Origin of the sequence: Streptomyces netropsis (assembly GCF_014203545.1) — a bacterium.
GTDB classification, from domain to species: Bacteria; Actinomycetota; Actinomycetes; order Streptomycetales; family Streptomycetaceae; genus Streptomyces; species Streptomyces netropsis.
Genome location: NZ_JACHJG010000004.1, coordinates 269,086 through 294,416, shown reverse-complemented (window position 1 = coordinate 294,416; position 25,331 = coordinate 269,086). Strand labels below are relative to the sequence as shown.

The 25,331-nt window shown below is 71.7% G+C and carries 21 protein-coding genes; 17 read left to right on the top strand and 4 right to left on the bottom strand.

Translation table 11 applies throughout. The annotated features are described in order from the left end of the window. Positions 1–85: 85 nt before the first annotated feature. Together FHS38_RS12415 and FHS38_RS12410 are read left to right on the top strand one after the other, a co-directional pair. A complete protein-coding gene (locus FHS38_RS12415) occupies positions 86–901 on the top strand; it encodes a polysaccharide deacetylase family protein (protein ID WP_229822400.1) in 816 nt (271 codons plus the stop codon). Beyond that, entirely contained in the window at positions 898–2,103 is a 1,206-nt protein-coding gene (locus FHS38_RS12410) for a YncE family protein (RefSeq protein WP_184733585.1), read from the top strand. Before FHS38_RS12415 ends, FHS38_RS12410 begins: the two co-directional genes overlap by 4 nt. A 96-nt stretch (positions 2,104–2,199) precedes the next feature. Here the strand turns inward: FHS38_RS12410 and FHS38_RS12405 are convergent, their stop codons facing one another. Beyond that, complete coding sequence (locus FHS38_RS12405; protein WP_184733584.1) at positions 2,200–3,849, bottom strand: AbeC-like domain-containing protein; 1,650 nt, start codon at positions 3,847–3,849, stop codon at positions 2,200–2,202. Positions 3,850–4,015: 166 nt separating this feature from the next. Then, positions 4,016–6,223 (bottom strand): elongation factor G-like protein EF-G2, encoded by a 2,208-nt coding sequence (locus FHS38_RS12400; protein ID WP_184733583.1) that lies wholly within the window; start codon positions 6,221–6,223, stop codon positions 4,016–4,018. A gap of 644 nt (positions 6,224–6,867) precedes the next feature. On the opposite strand from FHS38_RS12400, the gene pgsA reads away from it, so the two are divergent. From pgsA to FHS38_RS12325, 15 genes are all read left to right on the top strand, one after another. After that, positions 6,868–7,527 carry a phosphatidylinositol phosphate synthase gene (gene pgsA / locus FHS38_RS35285; RefSeq protein WP_184733582.1) on the top strand — a complete coding sequence of 220 codons (660 nt, stop codon included), beginning with the start codon at positions 6,868–6,870 and terminating at the stop codon, positions 7,525–7,527. Then, on the top strand, positions 7,524–8,453 hold the full coding sequence (locus FHS38_RS12390; RefSeq protein ID WP_184733581.1) for a phosphatidylinositol mannoside acyltransferase: 930 nt from the start codon (positions 7,524–7,526) through the stop codon (positions 8,451–8,453). The genes pgsA and FHS38_RS12390 overlap by 4 nt, the downstream gene beginning before the upstream one ends. Further along, positions 8,450–9,610: a glycosyltransferase family 4 protein gene (locus FHS38_RS12385; RefSeq protein WP_184733580.1), complete on the top strand. Its 1,161-nt coding sequence runs from the start codon at positions 8,450–8,452 to the stop codon at positions 9,608–9,610. Before FHS38_RS12390 ends, FHS38_RS12385 begins: the two co-directional genes overlap by 4 nt. A 618-nt stretch (positions 9,611–10,228) precedes the next feature. Beyond that, positions 10,229–10,771, top strand: coding sequence for a LemA family protein (locus tag FHS38_RS12380; RefSeq protein WP_130876892.1), 543 nt, complete (start codon positions 10,229–10,231; stop codon positions 10,769–10,771). A gap of 99 nt (positions 10,772–10,870) precedes the next feature. Beyond that, the gene (pdxS, locus tag FHS38_RS12375; RefSeq protein WP_130876891.1) at positions 10,871–11,785 is read left to right on the top strand and encodes a pyridoxal 5'-phosphate synthase lyase subunit PdxS; all 915 of its coding nucleotides are present in this window, start codon (positions 10,871–10,873) and stop codon (positions 11,783–11,785) included. A gap of 78 nt (positions 11,786–11,863) precedes the next feature. Further along, the gene (gene pdxT / locus FHS38_RS12370) at positions 11,864–12,475 is read left to right on the top strand and encodes a pyridoxal 5'-phosphate synthase glutaminase subunit PdxT (protein WP_184733579.1); all 612 of its coding nucleotides are present in this window, start codon (positions 11,864–11,866) and stop codon (positions 12,473–12,475) included. Positions 12,476–12,537: 62 nt separating this feature from the next. After that, positions 12,538–13,290 carry a YebC/PmpR family DNA-binding transcriptional regulator gene (locus tag FHS38_RS12365; RefSeq protein ID WP_184733578.1) on the top strand — a complete coding sequence of 251 codons (753 nt, stop codon included), beginning with the start codon at positions 12,538–12,540 and terminating at the stop codon, positions 13,288–13,290. Positions 13,291–13,395: 105 nt separating this feature from the next. Next, positions 13,396–13,995: a crossover junction endodeoxyribonuclease RuvC gene (gene ruvC, locus FHS38_RS12360; RefSeq protein ID WP_184733770.1), complete on the top strand. Its 600-nt coding sequence runs from the start codon at positions 13,396–13,398 to the stop codon at positions 13,993–13,995. Beyond that, entirely contained in the window at positions 13,992–14,609 is a 618-nt protein-coding gene (gene ruvA / locus FHS38_RS12355) for a Holliday junction branch migration protein RuvA (RefSeq protein ID WP_184733577.1), read from the top strand. Before ruvC ends, ruvA begins: the two co-directional genes overlap by 4 nt. A gap of 125 nt (positions 14,610–14,734) precedes the next feature. Continuing rightward, the gene (gene ruvB, locus FHS38_RS12350; protein ID WP_184733576.1) at positions 14,735–15,823 is read left to right on the top strand and encodes a Holliday junction branch migration DNA helicase RuvB; all 1,089 of its coding nucleotides are present in this window, start codon (positions 14,735–14,737) and stop codon (positions 15,821–15,823) included. Between the two features lie 162 nt (positions 15,824–15,985). After that, positions 15,986–16,477: a preprotein translocase subunit YajC gene (yajC, locus tag FHS38_RS12345; protein ID WP_184733575.1), complete on the top strand. Its 492-nt coding sequence runs from the start codon at positions 15,986–15,988 to the stop codon at positions 16,475–16,477. 149 nt (positions 16,478–16,626) lie between these two features. Next, on the top strand, positions 16,627–18,396 hold the full coding sequence (gene secD / locus FHS38_RS12340) for a protein translocase subunit SecD (RefSeq protein WP_184733574.1): 1,770 nt from the start codon (positions 16,627–16,629) through the stop codon (positions 18,394–18,396). Position 18,397: 1 nt separating this feature from the next. Then, positions 18,398–19,546, top strand: coding sequence for a protein translocase subunit SecF (gene secF, locus FHS38_RS12335; RefSeq protein WP_184733573.1), 1,149 nt, complete (start codon positions 18,398–18,400; stop codon positions 19,544–19,546). After that, positions 19,543–20,109 (top strand): adenine phosphoribosyltransferase, encoded by a 567-nt coding sequence (locus FHS38_RS12330; protein WP_184733572.1) that lies wholly within the window; start codon positions 19,543–19,545, stop codon positions 20,107–20,109. Before secF ends, FHS38_RS12330 begins: the two co-directional genes overlap by 4 nt. 217 nt (positions 20,110–20,326) lie before the next feature. Then, complete coding sequence (locus FHS38_RS12325) at positions 20,327–22,927, top strand: RelA/SpoT family protein (RefSeq protein ID WP_184733571.1); 2,601 nt, start codon at positions 20,327–20,329, stop codon at positions 22,925–22,927. Between the two features lie 59 nt (positions 22,928–22,986). On the opposite strand, the gene FHS38_RS12320 is transcribed toward FHS38_RS12325, so the two are convergent. Together FHS38_RS12320 and FHS38_RS12315 are read right to left on the bottom strand one after the other, a co-directional pair. Further along, a complete protein-coding gene (locus FHS38_RS12320) occupies positions 22,987–24,216 on the bottom strand; it encodes a DUF349 domain-containing protein (RefSeq protein WP_184733570.1) in 1,230 nt (409 codons plus the stop codon). A gap of 229 nt (positions 24,217–24,445) precedes the next feature. Continuing rightward, positions 24,446–25,261, bottom strand: a complete 816-nt coding sequence (locus FHS38_RS12315) for a peptidylprolyl isomerase (RefSeq protein ID WP_184733569.1) — start codon at positions 25,259–25,261, stop codon at positions 24,446–24,448. Positions 25,262–25,331 lie beyond the last annotated feature (70 nt).

Below are 25,331 nucleotides of genomic sequence, written 5' to 3'. Positions count from 1 at the left end.
CGCCGTATAGCCGTAAGACGAGGACACGCCTCAGTTAAAACGGGCAAATCGCCCCAATTGTTTATAAAGAAGCTCTAATGGTGCGGTGACCTTCCTTCACCGCCGCACGGTGCTGCGCGCGGCCGCGCGCGGTGCCCTCGCCGGGGCCGCGGGGGCGGCCGCCGCGGGCTGCGCGGGGCACGACGGGACCGCCGGCGGTGGCGCGGCGGCCAGGAGCCCGGCGGCGTCGACGTCGGCCGGGGCGTCCAAGAAGCCCGTCGCGCCCAGGCCGCTCGTGCTGCCCGCGCTTCCGGCCGGGCTGCCCGCCCAGATCGAGCACGGTCCGCGCACCGGCAACGCGGTGGCCCTCACCTTCCACGGCCGGGGCGATCCGAAGATGGCCACGGACATGCTGGCGGCGGCCGAACGGGCCAAGGCGCGGCTGACGGTGCTGGCCGTCGGTGACTGGCTGGACGCGCAGCCGCGGATGGCGCGCCGGGTGCTCGACGGCGGGCACGAGCTGGGCAATCACACCATGCGCCATCTGGACATCTCCACGATGAGCGCCCCGGCGGCCGCCGCCGAGATCCGTGAGTGCGCCGAGCGGTTGCGGCGGCTCACGGGCGGGATCGGCCGCTGGTTCCGGCCGTCGCGCGCGCGGCACGCCACCGATCAGGTGGCCCGGCTCGCACGCGAGGCCGGATACCCGCACGTCCTGTCGTACGACGTGGACTCCCTGGACTTCACCGACCCGGGCGCGGAGGCGGTCCGGCGTACCGTGTTGGGCGCGGTGCGGCCCGGGTCGGTCGTGAGTCTGCACTTCGGGCACGCCGGCACGGTCGCCGCGCTGCCCGCGATCCTCGACGGCTTGCACCGCCGCGGTCTGCGCGCGGTGACGACTACGGAGCTGCTGACCCGATGATCCTCCTCTCGCACCACCGTTCCCGCCCCCGCCCGCGGGGGGCCCGCCGGGCCGCGCTGTTGGCGGCCGCCTGTGCGCTGCTGGCCGCCGGCTGCGGTGGCACCGCCTCGAACGACGCGGCGGACCAAGGCTCGCACCGGGGCGCGCACCATCAGAAGGTGGCCGCGCCACCGGGGCTGCCCGGCATGCCTCCGGTGCTCGACCCGAACGACCTCTACGCGGCGGACCGGCCGAACGCCCTGTCTCCCGTGGTGAAGAACTTCCCGTCGCGGGTGTACGTGCCCAATACCGAGTCCGACACGGTCAGTGTCATCGACCCGGAGACGTACAAGGTCATCGAGACGATCCCGGTCGGTGTGCAGCCACAGCACGTGGTGCCGTCGTGGGACCTGAAGACGCTGTGGGTCAACAACAACCGCGGGCACACCCTTACGCCCATCGATCCGGCCACCGGCGAGGTGGGGAAGGCCGTCGAGGTCCACGACCCGTACAACCTCTACTTCACGCCGGACGGCAAGTACGCGGTGGTGATGGCGTCGATGGACCGGGAGTTGGTCTTCCGCGACGCGCACACGATGGAGCGGAAGCGGACGGAGCCGGTGACGTGTGCGGGGGTCAATCACGCGGACTTCTCGCCGGACGGGAGGTACTTCGTCGTCTCGTGCGAGTTCTCCGGTGAGCTGCTCAAGGTCGACACGGCGAAGATGAAGGTCATCGGTCAGCAGAAGCTGCCGTTCAAGGGCGCGATGCCGCAGGACGTGAAGATCTCCTCGGACGGCAAGACCTGGTACATCGCCGACATGATGGCCGACGGCGTCTGGGTGCTGAACGGCGACAAGTTCACCAAGCCCTGGCTGATGCCGACGGGCAAGGGCGCGCACGGGCTCTATGTGAGCCGGGACTCGAAGTCGATGTACATCTCCAACCGGGGCGAGGGCTCGGTCTCGGTGCTGGACCTGCCGAGCCGCAAGCTGGTGAAGAAGTGGGAGCTGCCGGACGGCGGCAGCCCGGACATGGGCGGGGTGTCGGCGGACGGCAAGGAGCTGTGGCTGTCCGGCCGCTACGACTCCGAGGTGTATGTGATCGACACCCGGGACGGGCACCAGATCGCCCGGATCCCGGTGGGTGCCGGGCCGCACGGGCTTGCCGTCTACCCCCAGCCGGGCCGCTACTCGCTGGGCCACACCGGCATCTTCCGCTGAGGGACTCCCGGGCCGTGCAGGGCCCCTGACGCATAGTGAGGCCCCGGGGCGCCCATCAGGTCCCGGGGCCTCACCCATGCGGTGTCAGGGTGCGGATCAGGCGTTGTACACGTCCGCCTGAGTGGGCTTCACATCCTGGATGGCGACGCTGAGCGAGCCGGCGCGCTTGCCGAAGTGCTCGGTGTCCACGCCGTTCTCCTTCAGCACGCGCAGGGCGGCCTCGTGGACCACCCGCAGGACGGGGGTGGCGGCGCGCAGCGCGTCGTCGGCCATGAAGCGGTGCCGCCAGGGCTTGTCGGCCCAGGCGTGGCGGAGACCGAAGGGCTCGGGGAGGACGAGCTTGCCGCCCCAGTACTCCAGCAGGGGCGGGTACCAGGTGAGGGGGGCTCGGGCGGCGAGCCGCACGACCTCGCGGGGGGCGACGACGGGCAGGGTCACGGTCCGGGTCTCCCAGAACTTGAGACCCTTCTTGAAGGTCTTGGTGCGGTTCTTGGGCTTGCCGTTGAACACGGAGTGGGTGGGGCCGAGGGCGTGGCCGGTGACCTCGATGCGCAGCGTCTTGTGCAGCACGGTGACGGTGATCAGGAGGGTGATGACCAGCTGGCCGTCCCAGAGGACGAACTGGACGCCCAGGTAGTGGCGGTCGCCGCTGCCGAACTGCTGCTCGTTGCAGATCTTCTGGAGCTCCGCGCCGCGTATCTGGAAGGCGCCTTCGGTCCCTTCGGGCCGGGAGACGGCGGTCGCGCCCTCGCCGATGGGGGAGACCACCCAGTGCTCGACGAAGGGCGGGGTGAAGCCGCCGGTGTGGACGGGGCTGCGCTCGAGGAGGCGCAGCTGGTCGTGGATGGCGCGGATGACGTCCCAGCTGCGGAAGGGGTTGATTTCCTTGTCGGGGTCGAGGGGGATGAGCTCCTCGGCGAGCTGCCAGCTGCCCCAGCGGGTGCCCATGCCGAGTATGCCCTTGGGGCCGGCGTAGAAGACGATGTTGCTCCGCTGGTCGGCGCTGAGCCTCTCCAGGCTCTGGCGCAGTCGCTCGGCGGCGGTCTCGCCGGGGCTCTGGGGGACGGCTTCGGGGATCTTCGCGGCGACGCCACCGCCGCCGAGCAGCCCGGTCCAGGCGCTACGGAGGTCCTTGGCGGTGCGCTCGCAGATGCGCTTGGCCCACAGGCCGCCGATGACGGGGGCGATGACCATGGCCCGGACGTAGATGCTCCAGAAGCCGTGGACGGGCAGTTTGACCAGGAAGATGACGGCGATGACGCCGAGGACGGTCAGCAGGAGGGTGCTGAGGGCCCCGGCGCGCTTGTTCTGCGCTCCGGCGAGCATGCGGCGGAGCTGGAAGACGCCGAGCCAGAGCAGGACGCCGGGCAGGAAGAGCAGCCCGCAGACGGCCATGATGAGGGTCAGTCTGGCGTCGCGCTGTTTGCGGATGCGGTTGGCGGCGAGGCAGTGCTCGACGACGGGCCGCGGTTCGAGGCCGAAGGACTGGATGAGGGGTTTGCCGCCGAGCATCCGCTGCTGCACGGCGCGGGAGAAGGCTTCGCCCAGATTGGGTTCGAAGAGGGCGATGCGGGGTTTCTTGACCTCGGAGGTGGCCCAGTCGGAGTTGGCCTTGAGCAGTTCCTCGACGGCGTCGTCGCGGTAGGCGGCGGAGGCCAGGGCCTGCGTCGCCGCGGTCTGTCCGGCGGCCCCCGAGAGCGGAATCTGTGCGCCCGGACTGAAGTCGAACGGGTCCCCTGCTGCCACTGTTGCCCCCAATGCCGCGCATTCCCGATGCTGCGACGTGCTCCCGACTACGGCCCGATGTCATACGTTATGGGCCGCGTGCTCAGCGTAACGGGTGGGGTGCCGCCTGTCGTGGGAGATCGGAAAGCCGCCCGCCTCCGGTCAGTTGGGGCGGGCGGCTTGTGAACTATGCGCCGTTCTCGGCCTGTTCGCGGACGCGGTCCGCGACGTTCTGCGGCATGGGTTCGTGCCGGGCGTAGGAGCGGCTGAAGCGTCCGGTGCCGTGCGAGAGGGAGCGCAGGTCCACCGCGTAGCGGTCGATCTCGATCTCCGGGACCTCGGCCCGTACGAGGGTGCGGCCGTCCCCGGACTGCTCGGTTCCGACGACGCGGCCGCGGCGGCCGGAGAGGTCGCTCATCACCGGGCCGACGTAGTCGTCGGAGACCAGGATGCGTACCTCGGCGACGGGTTCGAGGAGGTGGATCCGGGCCTCGGCGGCGGCTTCGCGCAGGGCGAGGGCGCCCGCGGTCTGGAAGGCGGCGTCGGAGGAGTCCACCGAGTGGGCCTTGCCGTCGAGGAGGGTGATCCGGACGTCGACGAGGGGGTGGCCGGCGGCGACGCCGCGGGCCGCCTGGGCGCGGACGCCCTTCTCCACCGACGGGATGAACTGGCGCGGCACGGCGCCGCCGACGACCTTGTCGACGAATTCGATGCCGGAGCCGCCGGGCAGCGGTTCGACCTCGATCTCGCAGATGGCGTACTGGCCGTGGCCGCCCGATTGTTTGACGTGCCGCCCGCGCCCGGCGGCCTTGGAGCCGAACGTCTCGCGCAGGGACACCTTGTACGGCACGGCGTCGACGCGTACGCCGTAGCGGGTGCGCAGCCGCTCCAGGGCCACGTCGCGGTGGGCTTCGCCGAGGCACCACAGGACGACCTGGTGGGTGTGCGGGTTGTGTTCCAGGCGCATGGTGGGGTCCTCGGCGACCAGGCGGGCCAGCCCCTGGGAGAGCTTGTCCTCGTCGGCCTTGCTGTGTGCCTGGATGGCGACGGGCAGCAGGGGGTCGGGCATCTCCCAGGGTTCCATCAGGAGCGGGTCGCCCTTGGCGGAGAGGGTGTCGCCGGTCTCGGCGCGGGTGAGTTTGGCGACGCAGGCGATGTCCCCGGCGATGGCCTGGTTGAGCGGCCGCTGGTGCTTGCCGAAGGGCGAGGAGAGGGCGCCGACGCGTTCGTCGACGTCGTGGCTCTCGTGGCCCCGGTCCTCCAGTCCGTGTCCGGAGACGTGCACCGTCTCGTCGGGGCGCAGGGTGCCGGAGAAGACCCGGACCAGGGAGATCCGGCCGACGTACGGGTCCGAGGAGGTCTTGATCACCTCCGCGGCGAGGGGGCCGGCCGGGTCGCACTCCAGGGGTGGGCGCGGGGCGCCCTCCGGGGTGGTGACGACGGGGGTCCGGCGTTCGGGCGGGGTGGGGAAGGCGCCGGTGATCAGTTCCAGCAGCTCGACGGTGCCCAGGCCCGCCTTGGCGCCCTCGGCGGCGGGGGCGGCGGCGAGGACCGGGTGGAAGGTGCCGCGCGCGACGGCCCGTTCCAGGTCCTCGACGAGGGTCTTGACGTCGATGTCCTCGCCGGTCAGATAGCGGTCCATGAGGGTCTCGTCCTCGCTCTCGGCGATGATCCCCTCGATGAGCTTGTTGCGGGCCTCCTCGATCAGCGGCAGGTGGTCGGGGGCGGGCGCGCTGTCCGTCCGCGTCCCCGAGGAGTAGTCGAAGATCCGCTGGGAGAGCAGGCCGATGAGGCCGATCACGGGGCGGTGCCCGTCGGGGCCCTCCGCGCCGCGCAGCGGCAGATACAGCGGCAGTACGGAGTCCGGGGAGTCGCCGCCGAAGGCGTCGCGACAGGTGCGGGTCATCTCCTCGAAGTCCGCGCGGGCCGCTTCCAGGTGGGTCACCACGATCGCGCGGGGCATGCCGACCGCCGCGCACTCCTCCCACACCGTGCGGGTCGCGCCGGCGATGCCTTCGGTGCCCTCGGCCGCCGAGACGACGAAGAGGGCCGCGTCCGCGGCGCGCAGACCGGCCCTCAGCTCGCCGACGAAGTCGGCGTAGCCGGGCGCGTCCAAGAGGTTGACCTTGATTCCGGCCCATTCGACGGGGACCAGGGACAGCTGTACGGAGCGCTGCTGGCGGTGTTCCATCTCGTCGTAGTCGGAGAGGGCCGCGCCGTCCTCGACCCGGCCCGCGCGGTTGACCGCGCCGGTGGCCAGGGCCAGGGCCTCCACCAGCGTCGTCTTCCCGGACCCGCTGTGGCCGACCAGCACCACGTTCCTGATGCGGCTGGGCCGGTCGGCCGACGCTGCCCTGCCCGCGGCCCCTGGGTGTGTGCTCGTCTTCTCGCCCATGTGTCTTGCCTCCCGGTCGACACCTGCGGTCCTTCGAGCTTTCCACCGTGGTCACGCTGCGTCCATACGTCGAACACGGGGCCGCCACCGTCGGCCGGGCACGCGGCCGGGCCTGCGGGAGGGGGCGGCTCCGGTCTCCCCGTCCCGTGCGGCGGGTCGGCCGGGCCGTGGACCTGCGGGTTTCGGCCCGGGGCCCGCCGGGTGTGCCGGGCCGGCCGACCGGGGGCGGGCGCGAGTGCGGGCCGGGACGCCGGTGGGTCCGTTCGACGGAGCCCCGCCGTAGGACGTCCGGTTTCCGGCCCTGTCTTCCGGCCCTGCTTTCCGGTGCCGCCGGTCGGGGTGGAGGTGCCGGGCGGGCGGGGGAGCAGCACGTGATCTTCCGCATGTCGTGCGCCGCGGGACGGCGGCCGCGCCGGGGGGCGCGCGCGGCGGGCCCGCCACCGGGCCGCCCGCGATCGGCCGTCGGACCGGGCCCGTTGGCCGGGGCGGCACGGAGGCGGCCGGTCGGGCACCGCCGTACGGGTGTGACCTGCGCCTTGGGCTCCACGAGTGATGCGTGCGCGGCGGGCCCCGGGCGCCTGGCTACGATGGGCCAGCCGGTGGCCTTCCGACCACCCGGCCCGACACGACCCTTCGGGAAGGCCATGCTGAACAAGTACGCGCGTGCGTTCTTCACGCGTGTTCTCACGCCGTTCGCCGCCCTGCTCATCCGCCTGGGCGTCAGCCCCGACGCGGTGACCCTCATCGGTACCGGCGGTGTGATGGCGGGTGCGCTGGTCTTCTACCCCCAGGGGGAGTTCTTCTGGGGCACGGTCGTCATCACGCTGTTCGTCTTCTCGGACCTGATCGACGGCAACATGGCCCGTCAGCTGGGCCGCTCCAGCCGGTGGGGGGCCTTCCTCGACTCCACCCTCGACCGGGTCGCCGACGCGGCGATCTTCGGCGGGCTCGCGCTCTGGTACGCCGGAGGGGGCGACAGCATCACCCTGTGCGCGGTGACGATCTTCTGCCTCGCCAGCGGCCAGGTGGTCTCGTACACCAAGGCACGCGGCGAGGCCATCGGCCTGCCGGTCAATGTCAACGGTCTGGTCGAGCGGGCCGAGCGGCTCGTCATCTCCCTGGTGGCCTGCGGCTTCTCCGGACTGCACAAGTTCGGCGTCCCGCACATCGACAAGCTGCTGCCCATCGCCCTGTGGATCGTGGCCGTCGGCAGCCTGGTCACCATGATCCAGCGGGTGGTGACCGTGCGCCGCGAGGCCGCCGAGGCGGACGCGGTGCCGGCCGGCGGGGGCGAGACCGGGTGAAGGAGAAGCTGACCGACGCGCTGTACGGGCTCGGCTGGGCCACGGTCAAGAAGCTTCCCGAACCGGTCGCCGTACGGCTGGGCCGGCGGATCGCGGACACCGTCTGGAAGCGGCGCGGCGCGGGCGTGCGGCGCCTGGAGGCCAACCTCGCCCGGGTGGTGCCGGACGCGGACGCGGCGCGGCTCGCCCGGCTGTCCCGGGCGGGCATGCGCTCGTACACCCGCTACTGGATAGAGTCCTTCCGGCTGCCGGCCTGGAGCAGGAGCCGCGTCCGTGACGGCTTCACGCCCGAGGGCCTGCACCACCTGGAAGAGGCCCTGGCGGCGGGGCGCGGCGCGATCATCGCCCTGCCCCACATGGGCAACTACGACCTCGCCGGGGCCTGGGTCACCACCAAGCTCGGGGTGCCCTTCACCACGGTCGCCGAGCGGCTCAAGCCCGAGGCGCTCTACGACCGGTTCGTCGCCTACCGCGAGGGGCTCGGCATGGAGGTCCTGCCGCACGCGGGCGGCAGCGCCTTCGGGACGCTCGCCCGGCGGCTGCGCTCGGGCGGTCTGGTCTGCCTGGTGGCCGACCGTGATCTGTCCTCCTCCGGCATAGAGGTCACCTTCTTCGGCGAGGCGGCGAAGATGCCCGCCGGGCCCGCGATGCTCGCGGTGCAGACCGGCGCGCCGTTGATGCCGGTCACCCTCTGGTACGACCGTTCGCCGGTCATGCGGGGGCGGATCCACGCGCCGATCGAGGTGCCCGCCACGGGCACCCGGGCGGAGAAGGCAGCGGCCATGACGCAGGGGATGGCCGACGCCTTCGCCTCCGGCATCGCCGAGCACCCGCAGGACTGGCACATGCTCCAACGGCTGTGGCTCGCCGACCTCGAGCCGCGGACCGGTCGCGCCGATCAGAGTTCCGGAACGGGGAAACGTTGAGGATCGGGATCGTCTGCCCGTATTCGTGGGACGTGCCCGGTGGCGTCCAGTTCCACATCCGGGACCTCGCCGAGCACCTCATCCGGCTGGGCCACGAGGTGTCCGTGCTGGCCCCGGCGGACGACGAGACGCCGCTGCCGCCGTTCGTCGTCTCGGCGGGCCGTGCCGTGCCCGTGCCGTACAACGGCTCCGTGGCGCGGCTCAACTTCGGCTTCCTGTCCGCCGCGCGGGTCCGCCGCTGGCTGCACGACGGCGACTTCGACGTCATCCACATCCACGAGCCCACCTCGCCGTCGCTGGGCCTGCTGGCCTGCTGGGCCGCGCAGGGGCCGATCGTGGCGACCTTCCACACCTCCAACCCGCGCTCCCGCGCCATGATCGCCGCGTACCCGATCCTGCAGCCCGCGCTGGAGAAGATCAGTGCGCGGATCGCCGTGAGCGAGTACGCGCGCAGGACGCTCGTCGAGCACCTCGGCGGCGACGCGGTGGTCATCCCCAACGGCGTCGACGTGGACTTCTTCGCCCGCGCCGAGCCCAAGCCGGAGTGGCAGGGCGGCACGATCGGCTTCATCGGCCGCATCGACGAGCCCCGCAAGGGCCTGCCCGTCCTGATGCGCGCCCTGCCGAAGATCCTCGCGGAACGCCCCGGCACCAGGCTGCTGGTCGCCGGGCGCGGTGACGAGGAGGAGGCCGTCGCGAGCCTGCCCGCCGGGATGCGCGAACGCGTGGAGTTCCTCGGCATGGTCAGCGACGAGGACAAGGCGCGGCTGCTGCGCAGCGTCGACGTGTACGTGGCGCCCAACACGGGCGGCGAGTCCTTCGGCATCATCCTGGTCGAGGCGATGTCGGCGGGCGCGCCCGTCCTCGCCAGCGACCTGGACGCCTTCGCCCAGGTCCTCGACCAGGGCTCGGCGGGCGAGCTGTTCGCGAACGAGGACGCCGACGCGCTCGCCGCGGCGGCCCTGCGCCTCCTCGCCGACCCCGCGCACCGCACCGGACTGAGCGAACGGGGCAGCAAGCACGTGCGCCGCTTCGACTGGTCCCGGGTCGGGGCGGACATCCTGGCCGTCTACGAGACGGTGACGGCGGGTGCGGCCTCGGTGGCCGCCGACGAACGCGTCAGCCTCCGCGCCCGCTTCGGCCTGGCGCGGGACTGAACGCTCGCCGCGTGGCCGCTCGCCGCTCGGCCGCTGCCGCGCGGGGTGTGCCCCCGCGGAGGCGGCCTCTGTTCCCCCGGGCATGGCCGCCCGGTGTGCCGAGCCGAACGCCCGGCCCGGACTCCGTCGGCGTGGTCCCCCCCCCGCCATGCCTTCGGGTGGGGCCCGGCGGACGGTCCGGCAGAGCGGCGGCCGTCCGTCGCGTCGTCGGCTCGTGGTCCCGGCTGAGCCGGGGAGTGGATCGCACGGCCGTAGCGCGGCCGTCGGCCGGTTCGGCGGGCCTGTGCGAGTCCGGCGGCGCGGCAGTGGCAGCCGCGGTGGGGCAGGGGTAGTGAGGGCTGCCGTTTCGTCAGCTCGTGGCCCGGCGGAGCCGGAGGGGTGCGGCCGCTGGGTCGTACCGCGGTGGTCGGCCGGTTCGGCAAGGCCGTGGGCGGGGCCCGGCGGACGGTGCGGCAGGGCGGCGGCCGTCCGTCGCGTCGTCGGCTCGTGGTCCCGGCTGAGCCGGGGGGTGAGCGGACCGCACGGTCGCACCGCGGCCGTCGGCCGGTCCGGCGGGCCCCTGGGCGGAGCCCCACGGCGCGGCAGCGGCACCCGCGGCGAGCGGTAACGTGAGGCCGCGTGACCACACTGATCTGGATCGCGGCCGCTCTGGTCGTCATCGGCGTCTATCTGAGCTGGACGGCCGGCCGACTGGACCGGCTGCACAGCCGTATCGACGCCGCGCGGGCGGCGCTGGACGCCCAATTGCTGCGGCGGGCCTCGGTCGCCCAGGAACTCGGCACCGCCTCCGTCCTCGACCCCGCCTCCTCCATCGTTCTCTACCAGGCCGCGCACGCCGCCCGGCAGGCCGAGGAGGAGCACCGCGAGGTCGCCGAGAGCGAGCTGAGCCAGGCGCTGCGCGCCGTCTTCGCCGAGGCGCCGCAGGTCGAGGCCGTGCGGCAGGCGCCGGGCGGTGAGGAGTCACTGCGGGAGCTGACGGAGGCCGTACGCCGGGTGCCGATGGCCCGGCGGTTCCACAACGACGCGGTGCGCGCCGCCCGGGCCGTGCGCAGACACCGGGTGGTGCGCTGGTTCCGGCTCGCCGGCCACGCGCCGTTCCCCCTCGCCTTCGAGATGGACGACGAGCCTCCGGTGGCGCTCGGGGACCGGGCGGGCCACTAAGAAGCCACCGGCCTCGGATTGGCCCTTTTTCCCCGGGCCAGGCGCTGGGTTGTATGAGGGTGCAGTATTGCCGCCGCCCTTGATAGTGAGGTCACCATCGTGTCCAGCACGACCACCAGCACGTCCGCCAACCCCGAGACCGGCACCGCGCGCGTCAAGCGCGGCATGGCCGAGCAGCTCAAGGGCGGCGTGATCATGGACGTCGTCAATGCCGAGCAGGCGAAGATCGCCGAGGACGCGGGCGCCGTCGCGGTCATGGCGCTGGAGCGGGTTCCGGCGGACATCCGCAAGGACGGCGGCGTGGCCCGGATGTCGGACCCGAACATGATCGAGGAGATCATCGGCGCCGTCTCCATCCCGGTCATGGCCAAGTCCCGCATCGGCCACTTCGTCGAGGCCCAGGTCCTGCAGTCCCTCGGCGTCGACTACATCGACGAGTCCGAGGTCCTCACCCCGGCCGACGAGATCAACCACAGCGACAAGTGGGCCTTCACCACCCCCTTCGTCTGCGGTGCCACCAACCTGGGCGAGGCCCTGCGCCGCATAGCCGAGGGTGCGGCCATGATCCGCTCCAAGGGCGAGGCCGGCACCGGCAACGTCGTCGAGGCCGTGCGCCACCTGCGCCAGATCAAGAACGAGATCGCCCGTCTGCGCGGCTACGACAACAACGAGCTGTTCGCCGCCGCCAAGGAGCTGCGCGCCCCGTACGAGCTCGTCAAGGAGGTCGCCGAGCTCGGCAAGCTGCCGGTCGTGCTGTTCTCCGCCGGTGGCGTCGCCACCCCCGCCGACGCCGCGCTGATGCGCCAGCTCGGCGCCGAGGGCGTCTTCGTCGGCTCGGGCATCTTCAAGTCCGGCGACCCGGCCAAGCGTGCCGCCGCCATCGTGAAGGCCACCACCTTCTTCGACGACCCGAAGGTCATCGCGGACGCCTCCCGCAACCTGGGCGAGGCCATGGTCGGCATCAACTGCGACACCCTCCCCGAGTCGGAGCGCTACGCCAACCGCGGCTGGTAGTCCCGTCGTCTTCCGTGTGGGCGGTCCCCTTCCGCGGGGCCGCCCACCGGCCGTAGAAAGTGTTTGAGAGGTCCCACCGTGTCCACTCCCGTCATCGGCGTACTCGCTCTCCAGGGCGATGTCCGCGAACACCTCATCGCCCTCGCCGCGGCGGACGCCGTCGCCCGCCCGGTCCGTCGCCCCGAGGAGCTCGACGGCCTCGACGGCCTGGTCATACCCGGCGGCGAGTCCACCACCATGTCCAAGCTCGCGGTGGCCTTCGGCATGCTGGAGCCGCTGCGCGAGCGGGTGCGGGCCGGGCTGCCGGTCTACGGCACCTGCGCCGGCATGATCATGGTCGCCGACAAGCTGCTGGACGGGCGGGAGGACCAGGAGACCCTCGGCGGCATCGAGATGATCGTGCGCCGTAACGCGTTCGGGCGGCAGAACGAGTCCTTCGAGGCGGCCGTCGAGGTGGCCGGCATCGAGGGCGGACCGGTCGAGGGCGTCTTCATCCGCGCCCCGTGGGTGGAGTCCGTCGGCGCCCGGGTCGAGGTCCTCGCCAGGTACGACGGGCACACCGTCGCCGTGCGGCAGGACAACGTCCTGGCCACGTCCTTCCACCCCGAGCTGACCGGAGACCACCGGGTGCACGCCCTGTTCGTCGGGATGGCCCGGCAGCGCATGGGTACGGTGGGCGCCACGACCTGAACCGATCCCGGTAGGATCTCAGTCGTTCGTTAAGTAATTGGTTACGCGAAGGAGACAGGCGGATGTCCGGCCACTCTAAATGGGCTACGACGAAGCACAAGAAGGCCGTGATCGACGCCAAGCGCGGCAAGCTCTTCGCGAAGATGATCAAGAACATCGAGGTGGCGGCCCGTACGGGCGGCGCCGACCCGGCCGGTAACCCGACGCTCTTCGACGCCATCCAGAAGGCCAAGAAGAGCTCGGTCCCCAACAAGAACATCGACAGTGCCGTCAAGCGCGGCGCGGGTCTCGAAGCCGGCGGCGCCGACTACCAGACCATCATGTACGAGGGCTACGGGCCGAACGGCGTCGCGGTGCTCATCGAGTGCCTCACCGACAACCGCAACCGCGCCGCCTCCGACGTGCGCGTCGCCATGACCCGCAACGGCGGCTCGATGGCCGACCCCGGCTCGGTGTCGTACCTCTTCAACCGCAAGGGCGTCATCATCGTCCCCAAGGGCGAGCTCAGCGAGGACGACGTCCTGGGCGCGGTCCTCGACGCGGGCGCCGAGGAGGTCAACGACCTCGGTGAGTCCTTCGAGGTCGTCAGCGAGGCCACCGACATGGTCGCGGTCCGCACCGCCCTCGTCGACGCCGGCATCGACTACGACTCGGCCGACGCCAACTTCCTGCCGACCATGCAGGTCGAGCTGGACGAGGACGGCGCGCGCAAGATCTTCAAGCTCATCGACGCGCTGGAGGACAGCGACGACGTGCAGAACGTCTTCGCCAACTTCGACGTCTCCGACGAGGTCATGGCCCAGGTCGACGCCTGATTTCGCGAACAGAGCAACGGGCCGACGGACACACTCCGTCGGCCCGTCGCTTTGTCAGTGGCAGCCGATAGCCTGCACAAACAGGTGACCGAAGGGAGGGGCGCGATGCGGGTGCTGGGCGTGGACCCGGGGCTGACGCGCTGTGGCGTCGGCGTGGTGGACGGCGTCGCCGGCCGACCGCTGAGCATGGTCGGCGTCGGCGTCGTGCGGACCCCGGCGGACACCGACATCGCCGAGCGGCTCGTCCTCGTCGAGCGTGGCATCGAGCAGTGGCTGGACGAGTTCCAGCCCGAATTCGTCGCCGTGGAGCGCGTGTTCAGCCAGCACAACGTCCGCACGGTCATGGGTACCGCCCAGGCCAGCGCCGTCGCCATGCTCTGTGCCGCCCGCCGCGGACTGCCCGTTGCCCTGCACACTCCCAGTGAGGTCAAGGCGGCCGTCACCGGCTCCGGCCGGGCCGACAAGGCGCAGGTCGGTGCCATGGTCACCCGGCTGCTGCGGCTCGACGCGCCGCCCAAGCCGGCCGACGCCGCCGACGCCCTGGCCCTGGCCATCTGTCACATCTGGCGGGCCCCGGCGACCAACCGGCTGCAGGACGCCGTCGCCGCCCACCGCCGCGCCACCGCCCCCCACGCCGCCGCCCGGGTCGCGGGCACCCGCATCCCGGCGCTGCGTCCCGGGGGAACCCAGAAGGGCACCTCATGATCTCCTTTGTCTCCGGCCCCGTAGCGGCCCTCGCGCCGGACACCGCTGTCGTCGAGGTCGGCGGCATCGGCATGGCCGTCCAGTGCACCCCCGGCACCCTCGCCACGCTGCGCGTCGGCCAGCACGCCAAGCTCGCCACCACCCTGGTCGTCCGTGAGGAGTCCCTGACCCTCTACGGCTTCGCCGACGACGACGAGCGCCAGGTGTTCGAGCTGCTCCAGACGGCCAGCGGCGTCGGGCCGCGCCTCGCCCAGGCCATGCTCGCCGTGCACAACCCGGACGCCCTGCGCCGCGCCGTCGCCACGGGCGACGAGAAGGCGCTCACCGCCGTCCCCGGCATCGGCAAGAAGGGCGCCCAGCGCCTGCTGCTCGAGCTCAAGGACCGTCTCGGCGACCCGGTCGGCCCCGGCCAGGGCATCGGCGCGCCCGTCACCTCCGGCTGGCGCGACCAGCTGCACGCCGCCCTGATCGGCCTCGGCTACGCCACCCGCGAGGCGGACGAAGCCGTGACGGCCGTCGCCCCCCAGGCCGAGGCCGTCCTCACCGAAGGGGCCCAGCCCCAGGTGGGCCAGCTGCTCAGAGCCGCGCTGCAGTCGCTGAACCGGGCACGCTGACCGGGCCCCGAACCCCGTCCACCTCCCGCATCCGGGGCCCGCCCCGGCCCCGGCCCTCGCCGGAAACCTCCCGGCGGCAGCCGGGAAGACCGAGGGCCACCGCTACGAACCGTGAGGCATCACCCGTGAACTGGGACGACGAGTCCGCACCCGAGACAGACGGCCCGTACGCCGCAGGCGACCGGCTGGTCGGGTCCCTCGCCGACGGTGAGGACCAGGCCGTCGAGGCGGCCCTGCGCCCCAAGGACCTCGACGAATTCGTCGGGCAGGAGCGGGTCCGCGAGCAGCTCGACCTCGTGCTCCGCGCCGCCCGCCAGCGCGGCGCCACGGCCGACCACGTGCTGCTCTCCGGCGCGCCCGGCCTCGGCAAGACCACCCTCTCGATGATCATCGCCGCCGAGATGGGCGCCCCCATCCGCATCACCTCCGGCCCCGCCATCCAGCACGCCGGCGACCTGGCGGCGATCCTGTCCTCCCTCACCGAGGGCGAGGTCCTCTTCCTCGACGAGATCCACCGCATGTCCCGGCCCGCCGAGGAGATGCTGTACATGGCGATGGAGGACTTCCGCGTCGACGTCATCGTCGGCAAGGGCCCCGGTGCCACCGCCATCCCGCTGGAGCTGCCGCCCTTCACCCTCGTCGGCGCCACCACCCGGGCCGGACTGCTGCCGCCCCCGCTGCGCGACCGCTTCGGCTTCACCGGGCACATGGAGTTCTACGCCCCGGCCGAGCTCCAGCGCGTCATCCACCGCTCGGCCCGTCTCCTCGACGTGGAGATAGAGGGGGAGGGGGCGGCCGAGATCGCCGGCCGCTCCCGCGGCACCCCGCGCATCGCCAACCGGCTGCTGCGCCGGGTGCGCGACTACGCCCAGGTCAAGGCCGACGGCGTCGTCACGCGCGAGATCGCCGCCCAGGCGCTGAACGTCTACGAGGTCGACGGCCGGGGTCTGGACCGGCTGGACCGTGCCGTGCTGACCGCGCTGCTGGGGCTCTTCGGTGGCGGTCCCGTCGGCCTGTCCACCCTCGCCGTCGCCGTCGGCGAGGAGCGCGAGACGGTCGAGGAGGTCGCCGAGCCCTTCCTCGTCCGGGAGGGTCTGCTGGCCCGTACCCCGAGGGGCCGGGTCGCCACCCCGGCGGCCTGGGCACACCTCGGTATGGTGCCGCCCCAGCAGGCCGCGGGCGGCCCCGGCCAGCAGGGACTCTTCGGCGGGTGACGGCGCGGGGACTTCTCGCCTCAGGAACCCCGGTGCCATGCTGAGCGTTGTTCCTTAGGCGCGGACTCGCTTAGACTCCGCCGATGCCGTCCGTATCGGTACGGCATACCACCCCCGTAGACCAGGCCGCCCCCCGCGGTCGTGTGAAGGAAACCCCGCCCCGTGAATATCGTGACTCTCCTGCCGTTCATCGTGCTCATCGGGGCCATGTTCCTGATGACGCGATCGGCCAAGAACAAGCAGCGCCAGGCCGCGCAGATGCGCGACCAGATGCAGCCGGGCACCGGTGTGCGGACGATCGGCGGCATGTACGCGACCGTCAAGGAGATCAGCGAGGACTCGGTGCTCCTCGAGGTCGCCCCGGGCGTCCACGCCATCTACGCGAAGAACTCCATCGGCGCCGTCCTGGAGGACGCGGAGTACAACCGCATCGTCCACGGCATCGAGCCCGACGAGACCGAGGTCCCCGACGACGCCTCCTCGCTGACCGAGGGCGACGCCCCGGCCGACGAGAAGAAGATCGACCTCGGCAAGGAGGCCCCCGAGGCCCCGGCTGTGGCCGATAAGGCCGACAAGGCCGACGAATCGGGCGAGGCCCCGGCGAAGGACGCCAAGCAGGACACCAAGCGGGACGGCGACGCCGACGCCAAGTAACCCCTTCAAGGAACCGCGGAACACCCACCGAGCGGTGTGCCGCGGTTCTCTTACGGTCTAGGCTCCGGCGGGGGGCAAGTCCCCACAACACATCGTGGCCGTCCGGCGAACACCCGACGCCCGGCGGTTGGACAGGGAGAAACGACAAGGTGGCAGCACCCAAGAAGGGCCGCAGGTCCCCGGGCGGCCAGGGCAGGCCGGGCCGCGTCCTGGCCCTGATCCTGATCGCCATGGTGGCGCTCATCGGGGGCATGTTCGCCTCCGGCGACACCACGCCACGGTTGGGCATCGACCTCGCGGGCGGCACCAGCTTCACGCTGGAGGCCAAGAACGAGCCCGGCAAGCCCAACGCGATCAACAAGACCAACATGGACACCGCGGTCGGCATCATGGACCGGCGTGTCAACGGTCTGGGCGTCTCGGAATCCGAGGTGCAGACGCAGGGCGAAAAGCACATCATCGTGAACATCCCCAAGGGGACGAACGCGAAGCAGGCCCGTCAGCAGGTCGGTACCACCGCCAAGCTGGGCTTCCGCCCCGTACTGACCTCGGCGCCCGGGGTCAAGTCCCCCGAGCCCAAGCCGAGCGCCTCGGTCGGCGACAAGGACAAGGGCGACAAGAGCAAGGACGGCAAGACCAAGCCGTCCGCCTCGGCCTCCGCGTCCGCCAGCCCCCAGGGCCGTGCCGTCACCGACGCCCTCAAGGCCGATCCCTCGGCGGACCCGAGCGCGTCGGCCAAGGGCGACAAGGCCGGGTCCGACAAGAAGAAGGACCCGAAGGCGCCCACGCCCACGCCGACCCCGGGTGACGTCGCCGCGCTGCAGAAGCAGCTCGCGGCGCTCGACTGCTCCACCCCGGCGTCCCGCGCCAAGGCGAGCGAGGCCGCGGCGGCCGCCAAGGCCAGCGACCCCATCGTCGCCTGCAAGACCGACGGCTCCGCCAAGGAGATCCTCGGCCCGGTGGCCGTCGAGGGCACCGGCGTGGACAAGGCCTCCGCCGTCATCGACACCCAGCAGGGCAAGGGCTGGATCGTCCAGCTCAAGTTCACCAAGGACGGCTCCAAGAAGTTCGCCGACGTCACGGGCAAGCTGGCGACCCAGCAGCCCCCGCAGAACCAGTTCGCGATCGTCCTGGACGGCGAGGTCGTCTCCGACCCCTCGGTGACCAGCTCCATCGCCGGCGGCCAGGCGGAGATCTCCGGCGGGTTCACCCAGGCGAGCTCCCGGGACCTCGCCAACGTGCTGTCCTACGGCGCGCTGCCGCTGTCCTTCGACGTCGTCAACGAGACGACGGTCAGCCCCGCGCTCGGCAGTGAGCAGCTGCGCGCCGGTCTGATCGCCGGTGCCATCGGCCTCATCCTCGTGGTCATCTACCTGGTGGCGTACTACCGCGGACTGGCGCTCGTCGCCCTGGCCAGCCTCCTGGTCTCCGCGATCCTCACCTACACGATCATGGTGCTGCTCGGTATCGCCCTCGGCTTCGCGCTGAACCTGCCGGCCGTCTGCGGCGCCATCGTGGCGATCGGCATCACCGCCGACTCCTTCATCGTCTACTTCGAGCGGATCCGGGACGAGATCCGGGAGGGCCGGTCCCTGCGTCCGGCCGTCGAGCGTGGCTGGCCGCGTGCCCGTCGCACCATCCTGGTCTCCGACTTCGTCTCCTTCCTCGCCGCGGCGGTGCTCTTCATCGTCACCGTCGGCAAGGTGCAGGGCTTCGCGTTCACGCTCGGTCTGACCACGCTCCTCGACGTCGTCGTGGTCTTCTTCTTCACCAAGCCGCTCATGACGCTCCTCGCCCGCCGCAAGTTCTTCGCCAGCGGCCACCCGTGGTCCGGTCTGGACCCCAAACGTCTCGGCGTCAAGCCGCCGCTGCGGGCCTCCCGCCGCCCCGCCGCCCCCGTCGACCCCAAGGAGGCGTGAGATGTCGAAACTCGGAAACCTCGGCGCCCGGCTCTACCGCGGTGAGGTCGGCTACGACTTCGTCGGCAAGCGGATGATCTGGTACGGCATCTCGATCCTCATCACCATCACGGCCATCGTCGGCCTGTCGGTGCGCGGCCTGAACATGGGCATCGAGTTCTCCGGCGGCGCGGTCTTCAACACCCCGAAGACCTCTGTCTCGGCCACCCAGGCCCAGCACGTCGCGGAGGAGACCTCCGGGCACACCGCCATCGTGCAGAAGCTCGGCAACAGCACGCTGCGCGTCCAGGTCAGTGAGCTGACCACGGAGCAGTCGCGGGCGACGCAGGAGGCGCTGGCCAAGAAGCTCGACGTCCCGCTGGACAAGATCAACACCGATATCGTCGGCCCCAGCTGGGGCGACCAGATCGCCAACAAGGCCTGGACCGGCCTCGCGATCTTCATGATCCTGGTGGTGATCTACCTCGCGATCGCCTTCGAGTGGCGCATGGCGCTCGCCGCCCTGATCGCCCTGATCCACGACCTCACCATCACCGTCGGTGTCTACGCACTGGTCGGCTTCGAGGTCACCCCGGGCACCGTGATCGGTCTGCTGACCATCCTCGGTTACTCCCTCTACGACACCGTCGTCGTCTTCGACGGTCTCAAGGAGGGTGCGAAGGACATCACCAAGCAGACCCGCTGGACGTACAGCGAGATCGCCAACCGCAGCCTCAACGCGACCCTGGTGCGTTCCATCAACACCACGGTCGTGGCGCTGCTGCCGGTCGCCGGTCTGCTCTTCATCGGCGGTGGCTTCCTCGGCGCGGGCATGCTCAACGACATCTCGCTCGCCCTGTTCGTCGGCCTCGCGGCCGGTGCGTACTCCTCGATCTTCATCGCCACCCCGCTGGTCGCCGACCTCAAGGAGCGCGACCCGCAGATGAAGGCCCTGACCAAGCGGGTGCGCGCCAAGCGCGCCGCCGCGGCGGCCAAGGGCGAGTCGGGCACGGAGCAGCCGCAGGACGCGGCGGGCCAGGACGCCGAGAGCGGCGAGGACGACGACACGGCCGCGGCCGGTGTCGTCGGCCCGCGCCGCCAGTCGGCGGGCCGGAGCGGCCGTGACGGCCGCGGTGGCCGCGGCGGCCGTCCGTCGGGCAAGCGCCGATGAGCGCGGCGTACACCGGCGGCGCCGGCCCGGAGCTGCGCGAGCTGCTCCTGGACCGAATCCACGACGTGCCGGACTACCCGAAGCCGGGCGTGATGTTCAAGGACATCACCCCGCTGCTCGCCGACGCCAAGGCGTTCGGCGCGCTGACCGACGCCCTCGTCGAGCTGTGCGAGCGGTACGGCGCGGACAAGGTCGTGGGCCTGGAGGCCCGCGGCTTCATCCTCGCCGCCCCGGTCGCCGTCCGTGCGGGCCTCGGCTTCGTGCCCGTCCGCAAGGCGGGCAAGCTGCCCGGCGCGACGCTGGCCCAGGCCTACGACCTGGAATACGGCACCGCTGAGATCGAGATCCACGCCGACGCGCTCAGCAGCGGCGACCGGGTGCTGGTCATCGACGACGTGCTGGCCACCGGCGGTACGGCCGAGGCGTCGCTGCGGCTCATCCGCCGCGCCGGCGCCGAGGTGGCCGGTGTGGCCGTCCTGATGGAGCTCGGGTTCCTCGACGGCCGGCAGCGGCTGGCGGGCGCCCTCGAGGGCGCCCCGCTGGAGGCACTGATCACGGTCTGATCCGTACCGACGTCATGGACCCGCCCAAACCGGTCCGTGACGGCGCTACGGGCCCGGAAAACGGGCACGCGAGGCCACGAGGCGGGCACCGGGGAGAACCCGGTGCCCGCCTCGCGCGTCTCTTCGGATGCCGGGCCAGCGGGAGCGATCCGGCCGGGATCGATACCATGGCAGTCCGGACCTGATCGGGGGGCCGGACCCCGCATGAGGAGTGCTCTTGCCAGACAAGGCCCAGCCGCTCACCGCCGCACAGTCGGACAAGTCGTCTCCCGAGGCCGCGGCGGCCAAGGGCACGCCCGAGGGCAGCCCCCGCAGCGGTGCGCCCGAGTCCGGCTCCACGGCCGCGGGACAGAGCGCGGCGCAGCCGAACAACCCTCCGGCGGCCGAACCGCGCCACGAGGCCGCCTCCCGCCCCGAGGCGCCCACTCCGGCCGCACGGCCGCGCACCTCCGGCGACAAGCCGGCCACCGTCGCCGGCGCCGGCCCGGTCCGGCCCGCGCCCCCGCAGGGCCCCACGCCCCGCCCCGGCTCCTCCAGCCGCGTCCGGGCGCGCCTCGCCCGCCTCGGCGTGCAGCGCTCCAGCCCGTACAACCCCGTCCTCGAACCGCTGCTGCGCATCGTCCGGGGCAACGACCCCAAGGCCGACGTCACCACCCTGCGCCAGATCGAGCGGGCCTACCAGGTCGCCGAGCGCTGGCACCGCGGCCAGAAGCGCAAGAGCGGCGACCCGTACATCACCCACCCCCTCGCCGTCACCACGATCCTCGCCGAGCTGGGCATGGACCCGGCCACCTTGATGGCCGGGCTGCTGCACGACACCGTCGAGGACACCGAGTACGGCCTGGACGACCTGCGCCGGGACTTCGGCGACCAGGTCGCGCTCCTCGTCGACGGCGTCACCAAGCTCGACCGGGTGCAGTTCGGCGAGGCCGCGCAGGCCGAGACCGTGCGCAAGATGGTCGTCGCCATGGCCAAGGACCCCCGGGTCCTGGTCATCAAGCTCGCCGACCGCCTGCACAACATGCGCACCATGCGCTACCTCAAGCGGGAGAAGCAGGAGAAGAAGGCCCGCGAGACCCTCGAGATCTACGCCCCGCTGGCGCACCGGCTGGGCATGAACACCATCAAGTGGGAGCTGGAGGACCTCGCCTTCGCGATCCTCTACCCCAAGATGTACGACGAGATCGTCCGCCTCGTCGCCGAGCGGGCCCCCAAGCGCGACGAATACCTGGCCATCGTCACCGACGAGGTCCAGGCCGATCTGCGCGCCGCCCGCATCAAGGCCACCGTCACCGGCCGCCCGAAGCACTACTACAGCGTCTACCAGAAGATGATCGTGCGAGGCCGCGACTTCGCCGAGATCTACGACCTGGTGGGCATCCGCGTCCTCGTCGACACCGTCCGCGACTGCTACGCGGCGCTCGGCACCGTCCACGCCCGGTGGAACCCGGTCCCGGGGCGGTTCAAGGACTACATCGCGATGCCCAAGTTCAACATGTACCAGTCGCTGCACACGACGGTCATAGGGCCCAGCGGCAAGCCCGTCGAGCTGCAGATCCGCACCTTCGACATGCACCGCCGCGCCGAGTACGGCATCGCCGCGCACTGGAAGTACAAGCAGGAGGCCGTCGCCGGAGCGTCCAAGATCCGCACGGACGTCCCCAAGAACGCCGGCAAGAACCAGGACACCGTCAACGACATGGCCTGGCTGCGGCAGTTGCTCGACTGGCAGAAGGAGACGGAGGACCCGGGCGAGTTCCTGGAGTCCCTGCGCTTCGACCTCTCGCGCAACGAGGTCTTCGTCTTCACGCCCAAGGGCGACGTGATAGCGCTCCCGGCCGGTGCCACACCGGTCGACTTCGCCTACGCCGTGCACACCGAGGTCGGCCACCGCACGATAGGCGCCCGGGTCAACGGGCGCCTCGTCCCGCTCGAATCGACCCTGGACAACGGCGACCTGGTGGAGGTCTTCACCTCCAAGGCGCCGGGCGCCGCGCCCTCGCGCGACTGGCTCGGCTTCGTCAAGTCGCCCCGCGCCCGCAACAAGATCCGCGCCTGGTTCTCCAAGGAGCGCCGCGACGAGGCCATCGAGCAGGGCAAGGACGCCATCGCGCGGGCCATGCGCAAGCAGAACCTGCCGATCCAGCGGATCCTGACCGGCGACTCGCTCGTCACCCTCGCGCACGAGATGCGCTACCCCGACATCTCCTCGCTCTACGCCGCCATCGGCGAGGGGCACGTCGCGGCCCAGGGCGTCGTGCAGAAGCTCGTCCAGGCCCTCGGCGGCGAGGACGCGGCGACCGAGGACATCGAGGAGTCCGCACCGATCCGCGGCCGCTCCAAGCGCCGCTCCAGCGCCGACCCGGGCGTGGTCGTCAAGGGCGTCGACGACGTGTGGGTCAAGCTGGCCCGCTGTTGCACGCCGGTGCCGGGCGACCCGATCATCGGCTTCGTCACCCGGGGCAACGGCATCTCGGTCCACCGCGCCGACTGCGTCAACGTCGATTCGCTCTCGCAGCAGCCCGAGCGGATCCTCGAGGTCGAGTGGGCGCCCACGCAGTCCTCGGTCTTCCTCGTCGCCATCCAGGTGGAGGCGCTGGACCGGTCCCGGCTGTTGTCGGACGTCACCCGGGTGCTGTCCGACCAGCACGTCAACATCCTCTCCGCCGCCGTGCAGACCTCCCGCGACCGGGTCGCCACCTCGCGGTTCACCTTCGAGATGGGCGACCCCAAGCACCTGGGCCACGTCCTGAAGGCGGTGCGCGGCGTCGAGGGCGTCTACGACGTCTACCGCGTCACGTCGGCCCGCAGGCCGTGACACGGGCATGTGTAAGGGGCTCCGGCTAAAGCCGGAGCCCCTTACACATGCGGAGAAGATCAGCCGCCGAACTCCTCCAGGCCCTTCAGGGCCTGGTCCAGCAGCGCCTTGCGGCCCTGGAGCTCCTTGGTGAGCTTGTCCGCCTTGGCGTCGTTGCCCGCGGCACGCGCCTTGTCGGCCTGCTCCTGGAGCTTGTCGACCGCGGCCTGGAGCTGCCCCGTCAGACCGGCCGCACGGGCCCGCGCCTCCGGGTTCGTCCGCCGCCACTCGGCCTCCTCGGCCTCCTGGATGGCGCGCTCGACCGCGTGCATCCGGCCCTCGATCTTCGGCCGGGCGTCCCGCGGCACATGACCGATGGCCTCCCAGCGCTCGTTGATCGAGCGGAAGGCGGCCCGCGCCGCCTTCAGGTCCGCGACCGGCAGCAGCTTCTCGGCCTCGACGACCAGCTCCTCCTTGCGCGTGAGGTTGCCCGCCTGCTCGGCGTCGCGCTCGGCGAACACCCCGCTGCGCGCCTGGAAGAAGACGTCCTGCGCGCCGCGGAAGCGGGTCCACAGGTCGTCCTCGGACTCGCGCTGCGCACGGCCCGCGGCCTTCCAGTCCGCCATCAGCTCGCGGTAACGCGCGGCCGTCGGGCCCCAGTCCGTGGACCCGGAGAGCGACTCGGCCTCGGCGACCAGCTTCTCCTTGGTCTTACGGGCCTCCTCGCGCTGCGCGTCCAGCGAGGCGAAGTGCGCCTTGCGCCGCTTGGAGAACGCCGAGCGGGCGTGCGAGAAGCGGTGCCACAGCTCGTCGTCCGCCTTGCGGTCCAGCCGCGGCAGGCCCTTCCAGATGTCGACCAGGGCGCGCAGCCGCTCGCCCGCCGACCGCCACTGCTCGCTCGCCGCCAGCTCCTCGGCCTCGGCGACCAGCTTCTCCTTGGCCGTACGGGCCTCGTCGGACTGCTTCGCCTTCGCCGCCTTGCGCTCCTCGCGGCGGGACTCCACGGCGGCGACGAGCTTGTCGAGCCGCTCGCGCAGCGCCTGAAGATCGCCGACCGCGTGGTGCTCGTCGACCTGCGTCCGCAGGTGGTCGATCGCGGTCATCGCGTCCTTGGCGGACAGGTCGGTGGTCCTGACCCGGCGCTCGAGGAGGCCGATCTCGACGACCAGGCCCTCGTACTTGCGCTCGAAGTAAGCGAGGGCCTCCTCGGGAGACCCCGCCTGCCACGAGCCGACGACCTGCTCGCCGTCGGCGGTACGCACGTACACAGTCCCCGTCTCATCGACGCGGCCCCATGGGTCGCTGCTCACAGCGCCTCCTCCACATGATGCCGGGGCCGGCGTGCGACCCGCGGGCATCGTCCACAGTTTGTTCCGGCAGGGCCGCGCCCTGACCGGTCCGACGGCTTGTCATTGGGGTGCGGGTCGCCGTCGGATCAGGCACCCTACACAACGCAAACATAGGCGACCGGTGGCCTGGCTGTCCGTATCCCGCGCGACCGAAATTTCGACCGCGCGGGCGCCGCCGACCGCCCGGTCGTCAGGATTTCCTGACGACCGCCTTGTTGATCACCACGGTCGCGTTCGGGGCACCGTCGCCGGCGCCCGACTGCTCGCCCGCGGCGGCGATCTTCTTGAGGACCTTCATGCCTTCGGCGCCGATCGTGCCGAAGGGCGTGTACGTCGGCGGCAGCTGGCTGTCCTGGTAGACGAGGAAGAACTGGCTGCCCCCGGTGCCGGGCTGACCGGTGTTGGCCATGGCGACCGTGCCCGCGGGATAGACGTTCCCCTTGAGCCTCGAGTCCTTGAGGTTCTCGTCCGGGATGTTGTAGCCCGGGTTGCCCTGGCCGGTGCCCTTCGGGTCGCCGCACTGCAGGACGTAGATCCCGCCGGTGGTGAGCCGGTGGCACTTGGTGTGGTCGAAGTAGCCCTTGCCGGCCAGGAAGTCGAAGGAGTTGACCGTGTGCGGGGCGTTCGCCGCGTCGAGCTTGATGTCGACGGTGCCGCACGTCGTCTTCAGATCCATCGCGTACGAGGCCGACTTGTCGACGGTCAGCTCCGGCTCCTTCTTCCACGTCGCCGTCGCGGGGACGCCCGGCTCGGCCTTCGCGCAGGGGTTCGGCTTCTTCGCCGGCGGCGAGTCCGGCGCCGCGGCGTCGGACTTGTCCTTCTTGTCGTCGCCGGACAGCGCGCCCGTGGCGAACGCGGTGGCTCCGGCGGCCAGCACCACCGCGAGACCCGCGGCGATCACCGCGTTGCGGCGGACCACCTTGCGCCGGGCCGCCTCGCGGCGCTCCTGCTGCCGTTCGAACTTCTCCCGGGCGAGCTGCCGCCGCCGCTGCTCGTTCGTGACCACCGGGCGTCTCCTCGTATGCCGACTGTGTGCCGTCTTGTTTGTGTCTGAGCCGCGTGTTGCAAGCGTGCCC